We start from the raw sequence: 16,397 nt of genomic DNA, 5'->3' as shown, positions 1-16,397 counted from the left end.
TACGAAATTCACCCGCTAGGGAATTGTCATGAACGAACTGACCAAATTCACCAACCAGCTCGCCAAGCCGGAAACCTTCGACCAGATCCAGATCGGGATCGCTTCGCCCGAACGGATCCGTTCGTGGAGCTTCGGCGAGATCAAGAAGCCCGAGACCATCAACTACCGCACGTTCAAGCCCGAGCGCGACGGGTTGTTCTGCGCGCGGATCTTCGGTCCGGTGAAGGATTACGAGTGCCTGTGCGGCAAGTACAAGCGCATGAAATACAAGGGCGTCGTCTGCGAGAAGTGCGGCGTCGAAGTGACCGTGACCAAGGTCCGCCGCGAGCGGATGGGCCATATCGAGCTCGCCGCTCCGGTCGCTCACATCTGGTTCCTGAAATCGCTGCCTAGCCGCATCGGCCTGCTGCTCGACATGCAGTTGAAGCAGCTCGAGCGCGTGCTCTATTTCGAGAGCTACATCGTCACCGAGCCGGGCCTGACGCCGCTCGAGAAGTTCCAGCTGATGACCGAGGACGAGCTCCTCGATGCGCAGGACGAATATGGCGAGGACGCCTTCACCGCCGATATCGGCGCTGCCGCGGTCAAGACCATGCTGATGGATCTCGACCTCGAGCAGGAGCGCGCCGATCTGCTGCAGGAGCTCGAGACCACCAAGTCCACGCTCAAGCCCAAGAAGATCATCAAGCGCCTCAAGGTCGTCGAGAGCTTCATCGATTCGGGCAACCGCCCCGAGTGGATGATCCTCGAGGTGATCCCCGTGATCCCGCCCGAGCTGCGCCCGCTGGTGCCGCTCGACGGCGGCCGCTTCGCGACGTCGGATCTCAACGATCTGTATCGCCGGGTCATCAACCGCAACAACCGGTTGAAGCGCCTGATCGAGCTGCGCGCGCCGGACATCATCGTCCGCAACGAGAAGCGCATGCTGCAGGAAGCCGTCGATGCGCTGTTCGACAACGGCCGCCGCGGCCGCGTGATCACCGGCGCCAACAAGCGTCCGCTCAAATCGCTCAGCGACATGCTCAAGGGCAAGCAGGGCCGCTTCCGCCAGAACCTGCTCGGCAAGCGCGTCGACTATTCGGGTCGTTCGGTCATCGTCACCGGTCCGGAGCTCAAGCTGCACCAATGCGGCCTGCCCAAGAAGATGGCGCTCGAATTGTTCAAGCCGTTCATCTACGCCCGGCTCGACGCCAAGGGTCTGTCGATGACCCTCAAGCAGGCCAAGAAGTGGGTCGAGAAGGAGCGCAAGGAAGTCTGGGACATCCTCGACGAGGTGATCCGCGAGCATCCGGTGCTGCTGAACCGCGCGCCGACGCTCCACCGTCTCGGCATCCAGGCATTCGAACCCGTGCTGATCGAGGGCAAGGCGATCCAGTTGCACCCGCTGGTCTGCTCGGCCTTCAACGCCGACTTCGACGGCGATCAGATGGCCGTCCACGTCCCGCTGAGCCTCGAGGCGCAGCTGGAAGCGCGCGTCCTGATGATGTCGACCAACAACATCCTCTCGCCCGCCAACGGCAAGCCGATCATCGTTCCGTCGCAGGACATGGTGCTGGGTCTCTACTATCTCTCGATGGAGCGGCAGGAGAAGACTCCCGAGTTCATCGAGAACGGCGATGGTGCCAAGGTCGAGAAGCTGCCGATGTTCTCGGACATGGCCGAAGTGCACCACGCGCTCGAGACCAAGGCGGTCACGCTGCACACCAAGGTCATCGCCCGCGTTCCGCAGGCCGATGAAAAGGGCAATGTGTCGATGACCCGGTTCGAGACCACGCCGGGACGCATGCTGATCGGCGAATGCCTGCCCAAGAACCACAAGGTTCCCTACGACATCATCAACCGCCTTCTGACCAAGAAGGAAATCGGCGATGTCATCGATCAGGTCTATCGCCACACCGGCCAGAAGGACACGGTGCTGTTCGCCGACGCCATCATGGTGCTGGGCTTCCGCCACGCGTTCAAGGCCGGCATCTCCTTCGGCAAGGATGACATGATCATCCCCGATTCCAAGGACAAGACGGTCGAGGACACCAAGGATCTGGTTGCCGATTACGAGCAGCAGTATCAGGACGGCCTGATCACCCAGCAAGAGAAGTACAACAAGGTGATCGACGCCTGGAGCCGTTGCGGCGACGTGGTGGCCGAGGCGATGATGGAAGAGATCCGCTCGCAGCCGATCGGCGACGACGGCAAGCAGGCGCAGATCAACTCGATCTACATGATGAGCCACTCCGGTGCGCGTGGCAGCCCCGCGCAGATGAAGCAGCTCGCCGGTATGCGCGGGCTGATGGCCAAGCCGTCGGGCGAGATCATCGAAAACCCGATCATCTCGAACTTCAAGGAAGGTCTCAACGTCCTCGAATACTTCAACTCCACCCACGGCGCCCGCAAGGGTCTCGCGGATACGGCGTTGAAGACCGCCAACTCGGGCTATCTGACCCGTCGTCTGGTCGATGTGTCGCAGGATTGCGTGATCGTCGAAGAGGATTGCAAGACCCAGAACGCGCTGGAAATGCGCGCCATCGTGCAGGGCGGTTCGATCATCGCCTCGCTCGGCGAGCGCATCCTGGGGCGGACCATCGCGGAAGACATCGTCAACGCGGCGACCGGCGAAGTGATCGTCAAGGCGGGCACGCTGCTCGACGAGCCGATGGTGAAGGAAATCGAGGCTGCCGAAACGCAGGTCGCCAAGATCCGTTCGCCGCTGGTCTGCGAAGCCGATCAGGGCGTCTGCGGCAAGTGCTACGGACGTGATCTGGCCCGCGGTACGCCGGTCAACATCGGCGAGGCCGTCGGCGTGATCGCGGCGCAGTCGATCGGCGAACCGGGCACCCAGCTGACGATGCGGACCTTCCACATCGGCGGCGCCGCCCAGCTCAACGAGACCAGCCATCTGGAATCGATCTCCTCGGGCAAGATCGTCTATCGCGACATGCCGACCATCGTCGACAAGCGCGGCCGCATCCTCAGCCTCGCCCGCAATGGCGAGCTGGCGGTGATCGACGCCGAGGGCCGCGAGCGCGAAATCCACAAGGTGCCCTATGGTACCGTGCTGATGCACAAGGATGGCGAGCAGGTGAAGGAAGGCGATCGTCTGGCGGAATGGGATCCGTTCTCGCTGCCGATCATCACCGAGCAGAGCGGCGTGGTCCGCTTCCAGGATCTGGTCGAAGGCACGACCCTGGAAGAGCGCGTCGACGATGCCACCGGTATCGCCCAGCGCGTGGTGACCGAGAACCGCGCCACCGGTCGCAAGCGCAACGAGGATCTGCGTCCGCGACTGACGCTGCTCAACGAGGCGGGCGACGAGACCGAAGCGGCGCGCTACATGCTCGCCCCGGGCACGACGATGTCGGTCGAGGACGGCCAGCGGGTCGAAGCGGGCGACATTCTCGCCCGTGCCAGCCGCGAAGCCGCCAAGACGCGCGACATCACCGGCGGTCTGCCGCGCGTCGCCGAACTGTTCGAGGCGCGTCTGCCCAAGGACATCTCGGTGATCGCCAAAATCTCGGGCAAGATCGAATTCGTTCGCGAATACAAGGCCAAGCGCAAGATCGCGATCGTCCCCGAGGAAGGGGATGCGGTGGAGTATCTGGTCCCCAAGACCAAGGTGATCGACGTCCAGGAAGGCGACTTCGTCAAGAAGGGCGACACGCTCATCTCGGGCTCGCCCAACCCCCACGACATCCTCGAGGTCATGGGCGTCGAGGCGTTGTCCGAATACATGGTCAACGAGATCCAGGAGGTCTATCGACTGCAGGGCGTGAAGATCAACGACAAGCACATCGAGGTGATCGTTCGCCAGATGCTGCAGAAGGTCGAGATCACCGATGGCGGCGACACCACGCTGCTGCCGGGCGAACAGGTCGATCTGGAAGAGATGAACGAAGCCAATGCCAAGCTGACGCGCAACAAGCGCAAGGCTGCGGGCGTTCCCATCCTGCTGGGCATCACCAAGGCGTCGCTGCAGACCCGCAGCTTCATCTCGGCGGCGTCCTTCCAGGAAACCACCCGCGTGCTCACCCAGGCTTCGGTCGAGGGCAAGAAGGACACGCTGATCGGTCTCAAGGAGAACGTGATCGTGGGTCGTCTGATCCCGGCGGGTACCGGTGCGGGCATGAACCGCATGCGCGTCACCGCCTCGGGCCGCGATGCCGCGCTGCGCTCGCAGTGGAAGAAGGCGCAGGAAGCGATCATCGCCGCCCAGACCGCCGAGGAAGAGCACAAGGCCGAACTCGCGCAAGGGGCGGAAGCCGCCATGGGCGACGATCCGCTGGCGCGGATGGAAGGCGAAACGCACGGCACCGATGCGGACGCGGGCGATTACCTGCGCACCGACCAGGCCGAAGCGCCCGACGCGATCGAGAAGCACGAGGAGGCTCCCGCTCCTACCGAGGAAGACGCGGCGCAAGCCGAGGAACAGTCGGAAGACTGATCGCGATCCGCTTCTGAAGGCGCAGACATGGCCCCGCCGGACCCCGCACGGTCCGGCGGGGCTTTTCCTTGCCTCATGCGTTGGCAGCAACATGAGAAAGAGTATCGCCCCGCTTGCCGCTCTGGCGCTCGCCGCCTGTCAGCCCGGCGCTGACGATGAGCCGACCACAGTTGTCGCAGAAGAACCCGCGCCGCCTGCCGGTGGGCCGGTTGCGACACCAACCCCGGAACCTGCGCCGCCCGGCGCCGAACGGCCCGAGAGGCAGCAGCTTCTGCCGGCTGGCGAATACCGGGTGGCGGGCGCCGATGGCGCGGATATCGACCTCGGACACGGGATCAGCCTGTCGGTCAGCGAAGACACGATCGCTCTCGCCTCGCAATGCGTCGCGCCGCGCTGGACCTATCGCCATGTCGATGGCCGGCTCCGCACCGAAGCGATCGTCGAGCCGATCTGCGATCGCGGACGCTATCCAGCCGAGGAAGCGATCATCGCCGTGCTCGACGATCCCCGGCAGGTTACGCGAACGCCCGCAAACGGCATCCATATCGAAGGCGGCGGGCACAGCATGACGCTCTTCTCGCAATAGCGCGCGCGCTCGGCTAATCGCAGCGCCATGACCGTGATCACCCGCTTCGCTCCCTCGCCGACCGGCCGCCTGCATGTCGGCAACATCAGGACCGCGCTCCACAATTGGATGGCGGCGCGCAAGGGCGGCGGGCGCTTCCTGCTGCGGATCGACGACACCGATGCCGAGCGCAGCCGCGAGGAGTATGTCGAGGCGATTCGCGAGGATCTGGCCTGGCTCGGCCTGGAGCCCGATGGCGAGGAGCGGCAGTCGGTGCGGTTGGCGATCTACGAGGATGCTTTCGAGCGGTTGAAGGCGGCGGGCCGGGTCTATCCCGCCTACGAGACCGCGCAGGAACTCGATCTCAAGCGCAAGATCCAGCTCGGGCGGGGGCTGCCGCCGGTTTACGACCGGGCGGCGCTCGCGCTGACCGACGAGCAGCGCGCCGCCAAGGAGGCCGAAGGCGTTGCGCCGCACTGGCGTTTCCGGCTCGATCATTCCGCGCCGATCGAATGGCAGGACGGGGTTCGCGGCAGGCAGAAATTCGATCCCGCGCAACTGTCCGATCCGGTCGTCAGACGGGCGGACGGTTCGTGGCTCTACATGCTGCCGAGCGCGGTCGACGATATCGAGATGGGGGTCACCCAGGTGCTGCGCGGCGAGGATCATGTTTCCAACACCGCGGTGCAGATCCAGATGTTTGCTGCGCTTCATGCTGCGGGAATGGCCTCGCCCGCCTCTGCAGCAAATATGCCGCATCCCGCCTTCGCGCATGAGGCGCTGCTGGTCGGCACGGAGGGCAAGCTGTCGAAGCGGCTGGGCTCGCTCGGCTGCGACGCCTTGCGCGAGCGCGGGGTGGAGCCGGAGGCGATCGTCGCGCTGCTGGCGCGGCTGGGGACCTCGCTTCCCGTCGAGCCGATCGCCGATCGCGCGGCACTGATCGACACCTTCGATCTCGCCACGTTCGGCCGTGCCCCGGCGCGGTTCGACGAGGCCGATCTGGAACGCGTCAACACCGCGATCATCCACCAGCTGCCCTATGCCGAGGTCGCCGATCGCCTGCCCGAGGGAATGGGCGAGGCGGGCTGGCACGCGATCCGGCCCAATCTCGAGACGATCGCGCAGGCGCAGGACTGGTGGCACCTGGTCACCGGGCCGATCGAGCCTTGCGAGCTTTCGCCCGAGGACCGGGCGTTCGTAGGACAAGCGGCCGCGGCGCTCGAATGGGGACAGGATCCCTGGCATGCGCTCACCGCGAAGCTCAAGCAGAGCACCGGGCGCAAGGGCAAGCCATTGTTCCTGCCCTTGCGGCTGGCGCTCACCGGCAAGGGTCACGGCCCCGACATGGGCGAATTGCTGCCGTTGATCGGCGAGGCCGAAGCGCGGGCCCGGCTGGAGCGCGCGGCGAGCGCCTAGCCCCGGCGCCCGGCGCAGCGGTCAGCTCTGGTATTTGTCCAACTCGTCCCCGGTAAGCGTGACGACGTGGAGCAGATTGGTCGAACCCGGCGTGCCGAAGGGAACCCCCGCCAGCACGATCAGCTTGTCGCCGCCGGTGGCGAAACCGTGGCGCAGCGCCATCCGCTTGCCCTTGGCGATCATCTCCTCGAAGCTGCCGATGTCGCGGGTGACGACGGCATGCGCGCCCCACAGCAGCCCGATCCGGCGCGCGGTGTTGAACGAGGGCGTCAGCACCATCATCGGCACCGAGGGCCGCTCGCGGGCGACGCGGCGTGCGGTGGAGCCCGAGCCCGTGAACACCGTGATCGCCTTGATCGCCACCGTGTCCGCCACGGTCATGCAGGAATGCGCCAGCGCATCGGCGGTGGTCCGGTCGGGCGGGGTATCGAGGAAGCGCACCCGCTCGATATAGCCCTCGTCGCGTTCGACCTGGACCGCGATGCGGTGCATGATGGTGACCGCTTCCTCGGGCCAGTCGCCCGCGGCGGTTTCCGCCGAGAGCATCACCGCATCGGCACCGTCATAGACCGCATTGGCGACATCGGAGACCTCGGCGCGGGTCGGGGCGGGGCTCTCGATCATCGATTCGAGCATCTGCGTCGCTACGATCACCGGCTTGCCGACCAGCCGCGCTTTGTTGACGATCCGCTTCTGCAGCGGCGGGACTTCCTGCGGTTCGAGTTCGACTCCGAGATCGCCGCGCGCCACCATGATCCCGTCGGCCAGTTCGACGATCTCGTCGAGCCGCCGGATCGCCATCGGCTTCTCGATCTTGGCGCATAGCGACGCCTTGCCGCCGATCAGCTTGCGCGCCTCGGCGATGTCCTCGGGGCGCTGGACGAAGCTCAGGCCGATCCAGTCGACACCCTGGCTGAGCGCGAAGGCGAGGTCGCGGCGATCTTTCTCGGTCAGTGCCGGGATCGGGATCTCCGCATCGGGGACGTTGACGCCCTTGCGATCCGAAATCACCCCGCCGACCTCGGCCGAACACAGGATCGCATCTTCATCGGCGCGGACCACGCGCAGGCGGATCTTGCCGTCGTTGATCAGCAGCCGCTGGCCTTTTTCGAGCAGGCCGAACAATTCGGGATGGGGGAGTTCGACCCGGGTCTCGTCCCCGGGCGTCGGGTCGCGATCGAGCGTGAAATGGCCCGAATGGCGGATCACTGCCTTGCCGTCCTTGAACTTGCCCACCCGCAATTTGGGCCCTTGGAGATCCGCGAAGATCGGGATCGGGCGGCCGAACTGCTTTTCCAGCGCGCGGATGTTGCGGATGGATTGGGCGTGGGTCTCGTGCTCGCCATGGCTCATGTTGACGCGGAAAGCGTCGGCACCGGCCTCGAACAGCCGGCGCATGACGTCGGGCTCGGTGCAGGCGGGGCCGAGCGTGGCGAGGATCTTGACCTTGCGGCCGCGCGGATCGAATTTTCTCATGATTGCCGCTATGACAGCCCTCTGTTGCAACTCAAGGATGAAGCCGCGTCATGACCACAATTGCCGATCCGCTCGACACTCTGCCCGACGAGGTCGCCGCCGCGGCGTTCCGCCGGTTGGTGCGCCATCTGCGCCACCGCCACGACGCCCAGAACATCGATCTGATGGGGCTGTCGGGCTTCTGCCGCAATTGCCTCGCCGACTGGATCCGCGATGCCGGCTACGAGGGCGACAAGGCGCAAGCGCGCGCGCTGATCCACGGCATGGCGATGGAGGATTGGAAAGCCACCCGCCAGACGCCCGCCAGCGACGAGCAATTGCGGCGGATGGAAGCGAGCGTGGCGAAGAATCGCGTGGAATAGCCCGCCTGCGCCTTCACCGTTCCGGCGCGGTCGGCTAGCAGGCCGGCAACCGATTCTCATTCATTGGAGCATACCCCCATGGCTGAAGCCACCGACGACCGCCTGCGCCTGCTGATCGAGCGTATCGAACGCCTCGAGGAGGAAAAGAAGGGCATCGCCGACGATATCCGCGACGTCTATGCCGAATCCAAGGCGGTCGGCTACGATCCCAAGATCATGCGCCAGGTGGTTCGCCTCAGAAAGATGAAACCCGACGATCGCTCCGAACAGGAGACGATCCTGGAGACCTACAAGAACGCGCTCGGGATGGCCTGATACGCCGGTTTTGATGCGATAAGCGGTTCCGCGGCGGTGTCCTGCTGCGGAACCCGGCGGCCTGCGGCGGGGTTGGATTGAGCAAAGCACTCTCTTTGCAAAGGAAATCCGACCATGTCCGACGAACTCGAACGCACCCAAGGCGCCAGTTACATCCCGCCGATCGCGGAAGAGCCCGAGATGCCGGGTCATGAATCCGAACTCGACCGCAAGCCGCAATGGCAGCCCCGCTATCCCGGATCGGGGCGGATGAAGGGCAAGGTCGCCATCGTCACCGGCGCCGACAGCGGCATCGGCCGCGCGACCGCGGTGCTGTTCGCGCGCGAGGGCGCCAGTATCGCGATGTCCTATCTGTGCGAACACGACGATGCGAAGAAGACCCGCGAATTGTGCGAGGCCGAGGGCGCGAAGGTGTTCTCGCTCGCAGGCGATCTGGGGCAGAAAAGCCACGCGGACGAGCTGGTAGCCCAGACGCTGGAGAAGTTCGGCAGGATCGACACGCTGATCCAGATCGCTGGCGAGCAGCATCCCGATCAGGACGTCACCGACATCACCGAAGAGCAATTGCAACGCACCTTCCAGTCCAACATCTTCTCGATGTTCTATCTGGCGCAGGCGGTCCGGCCGCATCTGAAAAAGGGGGCGACGATCGTCAATTGCACCAGCGTGACGATGTACAAGGGCTCGAGCGAATTGCTCGATTACTCCGCGACCAAGGGGGCGATCACCGCCTTCACCCGCTCGCTGAGCGCGAATCTCGCCGATGACGGGATCAGGGTCAACGCGGTCGCGCCCGGGCCGATCTGGACGCCGCTCAATCCCTTCGGCGGATCGAGCGAGGAGAAGATGGAGCATTTCGGCGAAGGCACGCCGATGGGCCGCCCCGGCGAGCCCAACGAGGTCGCGCCCGCGTTCCTGTTCCTGGCCTGCGAGGATTCCTCCTACATGTCGGGCCAGGTGTTGCACCCCAATGGCGGGATCGTGGTCAACGGCTGATGCTTGATCGGTCACCTGCTTTGCCATAGCCATACAGTGCCCGCCGATCCTCGCGAGGGTCGGCGGATCCGGCACTAGAAGACGAAGGACATCCGATAATGGCTAGCCCCTGGAAAGATGCGCGCGGGATTACCGTCACCACCACTCCGACGATCGAGGGCAGTCCGATCCAGGAATATCTCGGCATCGTGACCGGCGAGGTGATCGTCGGCGCGAACCTGTTCCGCGATCTGTTCGCCAACATCCGCGACATCGTCGGCGGGCGCTCGGGCAGCTACGAACGCATCCTTGCGGACGCGCGCGAGAAGGCGATCCAGGAATTGCAGGCCGAATGCGGCAGCCGCGGCGGCAATGCGGTCGTGGGGGTCGATTTGGATTACGAGGTGATCGGCGACACCGGCTCGATGCTGATGGTCAGCGCCAGCGGGACGGCCGTGAAGATCTGATCAGCCGGCCAGAAAGGTCCCGGCAAGCACCAGCACCATCGCCGTGCCATTGTGGAGCGCATGCAGCAGCATCGCCGCCCACAATCCGTAATGCACCCGCAGATAGCCCAGGATCGAACCGGTCACGAATTGCGGCAGCACCAGCGGGAGCAGGACATAGAGGCTGCCCTCGTCGAAATTGAGCAGGTGGACGCAGGCGAAGCCCGCGGTGCTCAGCCAGTAGAACAGCGGGAAAATCCGCGCGAACCAGCCCATCGCGGGGCGGCACCGCCACTGCCAGAAGATCACGGCAGCGAGGCCGAGGAAGAACACGACGAGCGCCATCGCCGGGAAGAGAACTCCAACACCGGTCGCCTCGCTCAGCGCGACCAGGGTTACCAGGGAACCGAGCGCCGATACGATCGCCAGCAGCCCGAAGACGTGAGCCGGGCGGCCCGAGAGCCAGCCGCGGAAGGCGATTTCCTCCAGCAGCGGCGCGGCAATCACCACCAGCGCGACGACAAGCCAAGAGATATCCATGTTCTCGAGCGCGGTCGCGGGCAGCTCGATCCCGACGGCGACGACGATCGTCGCGAGCGTAATCAGCACCGCCATGACAGCGAGGTCGAGCCCCAGCATCCGCAGCACCGCGCGCAGGCTGGCGCCGCTCGGCGGTCGCGCGCGGGCGGGCAGGGCGGGTCGTCGGAGAAAGGCGGCGAAGCGCCGCCATTCCTCGCGGGCGGAAATCGCCTCGCCAAGGCTTGTCGTCTCGCTTGTCATGAGGCTATTGCGACCTTCTGATCCCTCCCACATCTATCAAGCGATACCCATGGCAGGCCATTCCAAATTCAAGAACATCATGCACCGCAAGGGTGCGCAGGACAAGAAACGGTCCAACCTGTTTTCCAAGCTCAGCCGCGAAATCACGGTGGCGGCGAAGATGGGCGCCCCCGATCCCGACATGAACCCGCGGCTGCGGCTGGCGGTCAACGCGGCCAAGGCGCAGTCCATGCCCAAGGACAATATCCAGCGGGCGATCGACAAGGCCACCGGCGGCGATGCCGAAAGCTATGAGGAAGTGCGCTACGAGGGTTACGGGCCGGGCGGCAGCGCGATCATCGTCGAGGCGCTGACCGACAACCGCAACCGCACCGCGACCTCGGTCCGGACCGCCTTCAGCAAGCATGGCGGCAATCTGGGCACCGAGGGCAGCGTGCAGCACGGCTTCGAACGGCTCGGCTACATCGTCTATCCGGTCGATGCCGGAAGCGAGGAAAAGGTCCTCGAAGCCGCGATGGAAGCGGGCGCGGAGGACATCGCCTCGACCGAGGACGGGCATGAAATCTGGACCGCGGCGGACGATCTGCACCAGGTCGCGACCGATCTCGAGCAGGCGCTGGGCGAGGCCGAGACGGTCAAGCTCGCCTGGAAACCCAATCTCACCGTCGATATGGACGAGAACAGCGCGGGCACGCTGCTCAAGCTGATCGATGCGCTCGACGACGACGACGACGTCCAGACCGTGTGGGGCAATTACGACATCTCGGACGAGGTGATGGAGAAGCTCGAGGGGTGACGCATGGGGTGAGCGATCGTTGCCGACCATGCTGAGCCCCCCGAAAATGGTCACCCTGAACTCGTTTGTGCAAGCACAGCTTCGCTTCCAGGGTCCATTTAACCACCTGCGCTTGCGGTGCAATTCCGCGAGAGGGATGCTGAAACGAGTTCAGCATGACGAAGCCATCGAGGGGCGAGCATGATCATACTCGGCCTCGACCCCTCGCTTTCGTGCACCGGCTGGGGCGTGATCCGCACCGAGGGCTCGCGGCTGGTGCATCTCGCCAACGGCCAGGTGAAGACCGATCCCAAAGCGTTGATGGCCGAGCGGCTGGCCCAGCTCTATCGCGAGGTCGCCGAAGTGATCGCTGCGCATTCTCCCGACCGTGCCGCAGCCGAGGAGGTGTTCGTCAACAAGAACCCGCAGTCCACGCTCAAGCTGGCGCAGGCGCGCGGCTGCGTGCTGGCGGCCTGCGGAGCGGCGGGGCTGGCGGTGAACGAACACGCCGCGCGGCTGGTTAAGAAGGCGGTGGTCGGCACCGGCGCGGCGGAGAAATCGCAGGTTCAGGCGATGCTCAAGATCCTGCTGCCAGGCGCGGCGATCACGGGCACCGATGCGGCCGACGCGCTGGCGGTGGCGATCGCCGACGCGCATCTGACGGGAGCGCGCTGACGGAGCACGCATGACCATCCATCTCTACGGCATTCCCACTTGCGACCAACCGGAAAGAGTTGTGCGCGGAAAAGCAGGTCAGGAATTCGCAGGTGGTTGAACGGCAGCTTTCGGGCTCCGCTGCCGGAACGCGCAACGTCCGAAACTGGGTGGATAGCGGAAGTTGTCCTACAGCCTGACTCCTGCCAAACCGATGTTACAAAACGGGAAAGCTCATCATCTGATGGCAACGTCAACATTCATCGCTCAATCCAACATGACGGATCCACCGACATTTATCTCATTTTATAAGGAAATGCCGGGTGGATGGAAGTTAGACTTCAGAGACAGGTCCGGAGAATACATCCCGAATGGAGACTCTTGGGTTGAGAATTTGGACGACCTAGTTATGAAGATTTCTTGCTTCACTAGCGAAGACTTAATTTGGAAGATTGAAGGAGACGAAAAATCCGTCTCTTTCTACGGAGCGGTCCGGTCATGCATCTCGGAATCCATGAAAGCACTTTAGAAATACCGATGTCTATTACTGGGTCGTTTGCTGACAGGCGGCTTTCGTTGCGCTGACGCGAAAAGCTGACATTCAGCGTGGGCACGGTAAAGCCGCCTGCGCCGGAGCGCTCGACTCCGAAAGAGAGCAGGAAAATGAATGGCTAAGCTATCCGTATACGGGATTCCCAATTGCGACACGGTCAAGAAGGCGCGCAAATATCTCGATGCGCGCGGGCTCGACTATGTCTTTCACGACTTCAGGAAGGAGGGTGTCGATCCCGAGCGGCTCGCGCGCTGGATCGAGGCGGAAGGGGTCGATACGGTGCTCAACCGGCGCGGGACCACATTCCGCAAGCTCGACGAGGCCGACAAGACCGATATCGACGCGGCCAAGGCCGTCACATTGCTGCACAGCCAGCCGAGCATGATCAAGCGTCCGGTGGTCGAGCATGGGGTCGAACATGCAGGCGGCCTGCTGGTCGGGTTCAAGGAGGATGAATGGGACGCCGCACTCTGATCGCCGCTGTGGCCGCCGCTGGCGCCGCGCTTGCCGCGCTGGTGGCGCCGCCGCTGGCTGCGCAACCCGCGGGCGCTCTGTCGGGTGGGGGCGATATGCTCGTCATCGCGCATCGCGGCGCGAGCGGCGAGCGGCCCGAGCACACGCTTGCCGCCTATGAGCGTGCGATCGATGCGGGCGCCGATTACATCGAGCCCGATCTGGTCGCCACCAGCGACCTTGTGCTGGTCGCGCGGCACGAGAACGAATTGTCCGACACCACCGATGTCGCCTCGCGCGAGGAATTCGACGAGCGTCGCCGCAGCAAGGAGATCGACGGGCAGATGGTCTCGGGCTGGTTCGCCGAGGATTTCACGCTGGCCGAACTGCGCACGCTGCGAACTATCGAGCGGCTGCCCTCGGTGCGGCCGGGCAATACGCTTTACGATGGGCTCTACCAGATCCCGACCTTCGCCGAGATCGTCCGGCTGGTGCGCGCCAAGGAGGCCGAGACCGGCCGCAGCATCGGGATATATCCCGAACTCAAACATCCCAATTTCCTGCTCCAGAGCGAAGGCATCGACACGGTCGACCTGCTGGTGCTCGCGCTGCGCGAGGCGGGCTATGCGGGCGCCGATGCGCCGGTGTTCGTCCAGAGCTTCGAGGTCGCGCCGCTCCGGCGGCTGGCGCAGCGGACCGATTTCCGGTTGATCCAGCTGGTCGCGCCCGAAGGCGGACCGGCGGACGTACCCTCGCTGAGCTATGCCGAGATGCTCTCCCCCGCCGGTCTGGCCGAGATCGCACCTATGCCGACGGCATCGGCGCGGCGATTCCGCTGCTGCTCGAAGCCGATGGTCGAGCGACCCCGGTGGTCGCCGATGCCACGGCGGCGGGTCTGGAGGTCCACGCCTGGACGCTGCGCAAGGAGAACGTCTTTCTCCCACCGCCCATGCGCTCGGGCGGCGGCGAGGGCGCGGTGGGCTGCGATGCCAGCCTGTTCGCACTGCTCGAAACGGCGGGAGTGGACGGGGTCTTCGCGGACGATCCGGCGCGTGCGCTCGACTGGCGCGGCGGCGGTGTACAGCCCGGCTGCGCTACGCCGGGTGACGCGCGGTGAGGATGTAGTTGAGCGCCTTGTCGCCCGACAAATGCAGCCCCTTGTCGGGGCGGTAGCCGATCCCGCTGGTCGTCACCACTTCGAGGCCCGCGGCGCGCAGCAGCGGTTCGAGTTCGTCGGGGGTGACGAAATCGTCCCAGTGATGCGTCCCGCGCGGAACCACGCCGAGCCGTTCGGCGCCCTCGACCAGCAGCAGCCGCGATTGCGCAGTGCGGTTGGGGGTGGAGAGGACCAGCAGCCCGCCGGGCGCCAGCATCGCGGCGAGCTCGGCAATGAAACCGGGCTTGTCGGCGACATGCTCGAGTACCTCGAGACAGGTGACGAGATCGAACCGGCCCAGATCGAGGCTTGCCAGCTCGCCCGCCAGATAGCGAATGTCGAGCCCCGAACCCTCGGTGTGGAGGGCAGCGGCGCGGACGTTTTCGGGCGCCGCATCGACCCCGGTCACGCTGGCGCCAAGCCGGGCCAGCGGTTCGCACAGCAGCCCCGCGCCGCAGCCGACATCGAGCGCAGCCTTGCCCGCCAGCGGGCGGCGGTCGCGGACATCGCCGCCCCAATGCAGGTCGATCCCCTCGCGAATGAAGCGCAGCCGCACCGGATTGAGCCGGTGGAGCATCGCCGAACTGCCCGCGGGGTTCCACCAATCGGCCGCCAACCGGCCGAAATGCTCCGCCTCTTGCGGGCGGATGGTTGCCGCGCCGATAGGATTGCTTCGCGTCCGCGCTGTTGCATCGCTCATGCGCGAACCGTAACAGCGCCCATCGAGGCTTACCAGCAAGAGGTGCTCGCTTGGCACGGATCGTGATGAAATTCGGCGGCACGTCGATGGCGGGAACCGAGCGCATCCGCCGGGTCGCCAATATCGTGCGCAAGCAGGTGGCTGGCGGCAATCAGGTCGCGGTGGTGGTTTCGGCGATGGCGGGCGAAACCGACCGGCTGATCAATTTCTGCCGCGAGGCCAACGCGCTCTACGATGCGGCGGAATACGACGTCGTGGTCGCCAGCGGCGAACAGGTGACCGCCGGGCTGCTGGCGCTGACGCTGCAGTCCGTCGGCTGCCCGGCGCGCAGCTGGCTGGGCTGGCAATTGCCGCTGCGCACCAGCGAGGGCCACGCCAGCGCGCGGGTCGACAGCATCGACGGCGAGGGGCTGATCGCGGCGATGGAGCGCGGCGAGATCGCGGTCATCCCGGGCTTCCAGGGGGTATCCGACGACGACCGCGTCACCACGCTGGGGCGCGGCGGCTCGGACACTTCGGCGGTGGCGGTGGCGGCGGCGGTCAAGGCCGATCGCTGCGACATCTACACCGATGTCGACGGGGTCTACACCACCGATCCGCGGATCGTCGCCAAGGCGCGCAAGCTGCGCGCGGTGACCTATGAGGAAATGCTCGAACTGGCGAGCGTCGGGGCCAAGGTCCTCCAGACCCGCTCGGTCGGGCTGGCGATGAAGGAGGGGGTCCGCGTCCAGGTGCTCTCCAGCTTCGTCGAGGACGATGCGGCCTCGGCCGACGATTACCCCGGGACGATGATCGTCTCCGAGGAGGAAATGAACGCATTGGTGGAGAAGGGCGAAATGGAACGCCAGCACGTGACCGGCATCGCGCACGACAAGAACGAGGCCAAGATCATCCTCACCCGCGTGCCCGATAGGCCCGGCTCGGTGGCGCATATCTTCGACCCGCTCGCCAAGGCGAGCATCAATGTCGACATGATCATCCAGAACGTCGGTCGCGACAAGGGCGAGACCGACGTCACCTTCACCGTGCCCCAGTCCGATCTCGCGCGGGCTCAGGCGCTGCTCGAGGATCGCCGCGAGGAGATCGGCTTCAACCGCATCATCACCGACAGCAAGATCGCCAAGATCTCGGTCGTGGGCGTGGGTATGAAGAGCCATGCGGGCGTCGCCGCGACGATGTTCCGCTCGCTCGCCGATCGCGGGATCAACATCCAGGCGATCACCACCAGCGAGATCAAGGTCAGCGTGATGATCGACGAGGACGAGACCGAACTGGCGGTGCGGGTGCTGCACACGGCCTACGGGCTGGATGCCGCGGACGAGGCGGCTTGAGGCAC

At 65.1% G+C, this 16,397-nt stretch carries 13 protein-coding genes and 2 pseudogenes; 12 read left to right on the top strand and 3 right to left on the bottom strand.

Annotation, left to right across the window (positions count from 1 at the left end):
- Positions 1-28 precede the first annotated feature (28 nt).
- The 3 genes and pseudogenes from rpoC to Q9K01_RS14215 all read left to right on the top strand — a co-directional run.
- Positions 29-4,261, top strand: a pseudogene (rpoC, locus tag Q9K01_RS14225) (DNA-directed RNA polymerase subunit beta'); the annotation flags it as partial.
- 265 nt (positions 4,262-4,526) lie between these two features.
- Positions 4,527-5,021, top strand: coding sequence for a hypothetical protein (locus Q9K01_RS14220; RefSeq protein ID WP_305930780.1), 495 nt, complete (start codon positions 4,527-4,529; stop codon positions 5,019-5,021).
- Between the two features lie 27 nt (positions 5,022-5,048).
- Complete coding sequence (locus Q9K01_RS14215) at positions 5,049-6,416, top strand: glutamate--tRNA ligase (protein WP_305930779.1); 1,368 nt, start codon at positions 5,049-5,051, stop codon at positions 6,414-6,416.
- A gap of 21 nt (positions 6,417-6,437) precedes the next feature.
- On the opposite strand, the gene pyk is transcribed toward Q9K01_RS14215, so the two are convergent.
- Positions 6,438-7,892, bottom strand: a complete 1,455-nt coding sequence (gene pyk / locus Q9K01_RS14210; protein WP_305930778.1) for a pyruvate kinase — start codon at positions 7,890-7,892, stop codon at positions 6,438-6,440.
- A gap of 50 nt (positions 7,893-7,942) precedes the next feature.
- Between pyk and Q9K01_RS14205 the strand changes: the two genes are divergently transcribed.
- The 4 genes from Q9K01_RS14205 (at position 7,943) to Q9K01_RS14190 (ending at position 10,011) form a co-directional block, all read left to right on the top strand.
- Entirely contained in the window at positions 7,943-8,254 is a 312-nt protein-coding gene (locus Q9K01_RS14205; RefSeq protein ID WP_305930777.1) for a DUF1244 domain-containing protein, read from the top strand.
- Between the two features lie 78 nt (positions 8,255-8,332).
- Positions 8,333-8,569 carry a DUF2312 domain-containing protein gene (locus Q9K01_RS14200; RefSeq protein ID WP_305930776.1) on the top strand — a complete coding sequence of 79 codons (237 nt, stop codon included), beginning with the start codon at positions 8,333-8,335 and terminating at the stop codon, positions 8,567-8,569.
- A 114-nt stretch (positions 8,570-8,683) separates the two neighbouring features.
- Complete coding sequence (locus Q9K01_RS14195; RefSeq protein WP_422785327.1) at positions 8,684-9,565, top strand: SDR family oxidoreductase; 882 nt, start codon at positions 8,684-8,686, stop codon at positions 9,563-9,565.
- A 128-nt stretch (positions 9,566-9,693) separates the two neighbouring features.
- On the top strand, positions 9,694-10,011 hold the full coding sequence (locus Q9K01_RS14190; protein WP_305930865.1) for a heavy metal-binding domain-containing protein: 318 nt from the start codon (positions 9,694-9,696) through the stop codon (positions 10,009-10,011).
- Here Q9K01_RS14190 and Q9K01_RS14185 read toward each other — a convergent pair whose 3' ends face one another.
- Entirely contained in the window at positions 10,012-10,770 is a 759-nt protein-coding gene (locus Q9K01_RS14185; protein ID WP_305930775.1) for a CPBP family glutamic-type intramembrane protease, read from the bottom strand.
- 49 nt (positions 10,771-10,819) lie between these two features.
- Here Q9K01_RS14185 and Q9K01_RS14180 point away from each other — a divergent pair, with 49 nt between their 5' ends.
- From Q9K01_RS14180 to Q9K01_RS14165, 4 genes and pseudogenes are all read left to right on the top strand, one after another.
- Positions 10,820-11,566 (top strand): YebC/PmpR family DNA-binding transcriptional regulator, encoded by a 747-nt coding sequence (locus tag Q9K01_RS14180; RefSeq protein WP_305930774.1) that lies wholly within the window; start codon positions 10,820-10,822, stop codon positions 11,564-11,566.
- Between the two features lie 180 nt (positions 11,567-11,746).
- Positions 11,747-12,220: a crossover junction endodeoxyribonuclease RuvC gene (ruvC, locus tag Q9K01_RS14175; RefSeq protein WP_305930773.1), complete on the top strand. Its 474-nt coding sequence runs from the start codon at positions 11,747-11,749 to the stop codon at positions 12,218-12,220.
- A 646-nt stretch (positions 12,221-12,866) separates the two neighbouring features.
- Positions 12,867-13,226: an arsenate reductase gene (locus tag Q9K01_RS14170; protein WP_305930772.1), complete on the top strand. Its 360-nt coding sequence runs from the start codon at positions 12,867-12,869 to the stop codon at positions 13,224-13,226.
- Positions 13,208-14,322, top strand: a pseudogene (locus Q9K01_RS14165) (glycerophosphodiester phosphodiesterase). Before Q9K01_RS14170 ends, Q9K01_RS14165 begins: the two are co-directional and overlap by 19 nt.
- On the opposite strand, the gene ubiG reads toward Q9K01_RS14165, so the two are convergent.
- Positions 14,300-15,061, bottom strand: a complete 762-nt coding sequence (gene ubiG, locus Q9K01_RS14160; protein WP_305930771.1) for a bifunctional 2-polyprenyl-6-hydroxyphenol methylase/3-demethylubiquinol 3-O-methyltransferase UbiG — start codon at positions 15,059-15,061, stop codon at positions 14,300-14,302. The pseudogene Q9K01_RS14165 and the gene ubiG overlap by 23 nt on opposite strands.
- Before the next feature lie 50 nt (positions 15,062-15,111).
- On the opposite strand from ubiG, the gene Q9K01_RS14155 reads away from it, so the two are divergent.
- Complete coding sequence (locus Q9K01_RS14155) at positions 15,112-16,392, top strand: aspartate kinase (RefSeq protein ID WP_422785326.1); 1,281 nt, start codon at positions 15,112-15,114, stop codon at positions 16,390-16,392.
- Positions 16,393-16,397 lie beyond the last annotated feature (5 nt).

The organism is Qipengyuania benthica (assembly GCF_030717865.1).
Lineage (GTDB): Bacteria > Pseudomonadota > Alphaproteobacteria > Sphingomonadales > Sphingomonadaceae > Qipengyuania > Qipengyuania benthica.
Note: the sequence above shows the minus strand (reverse complement) of the source record. Positions and strands in the feature narration are given on the sequence as shown.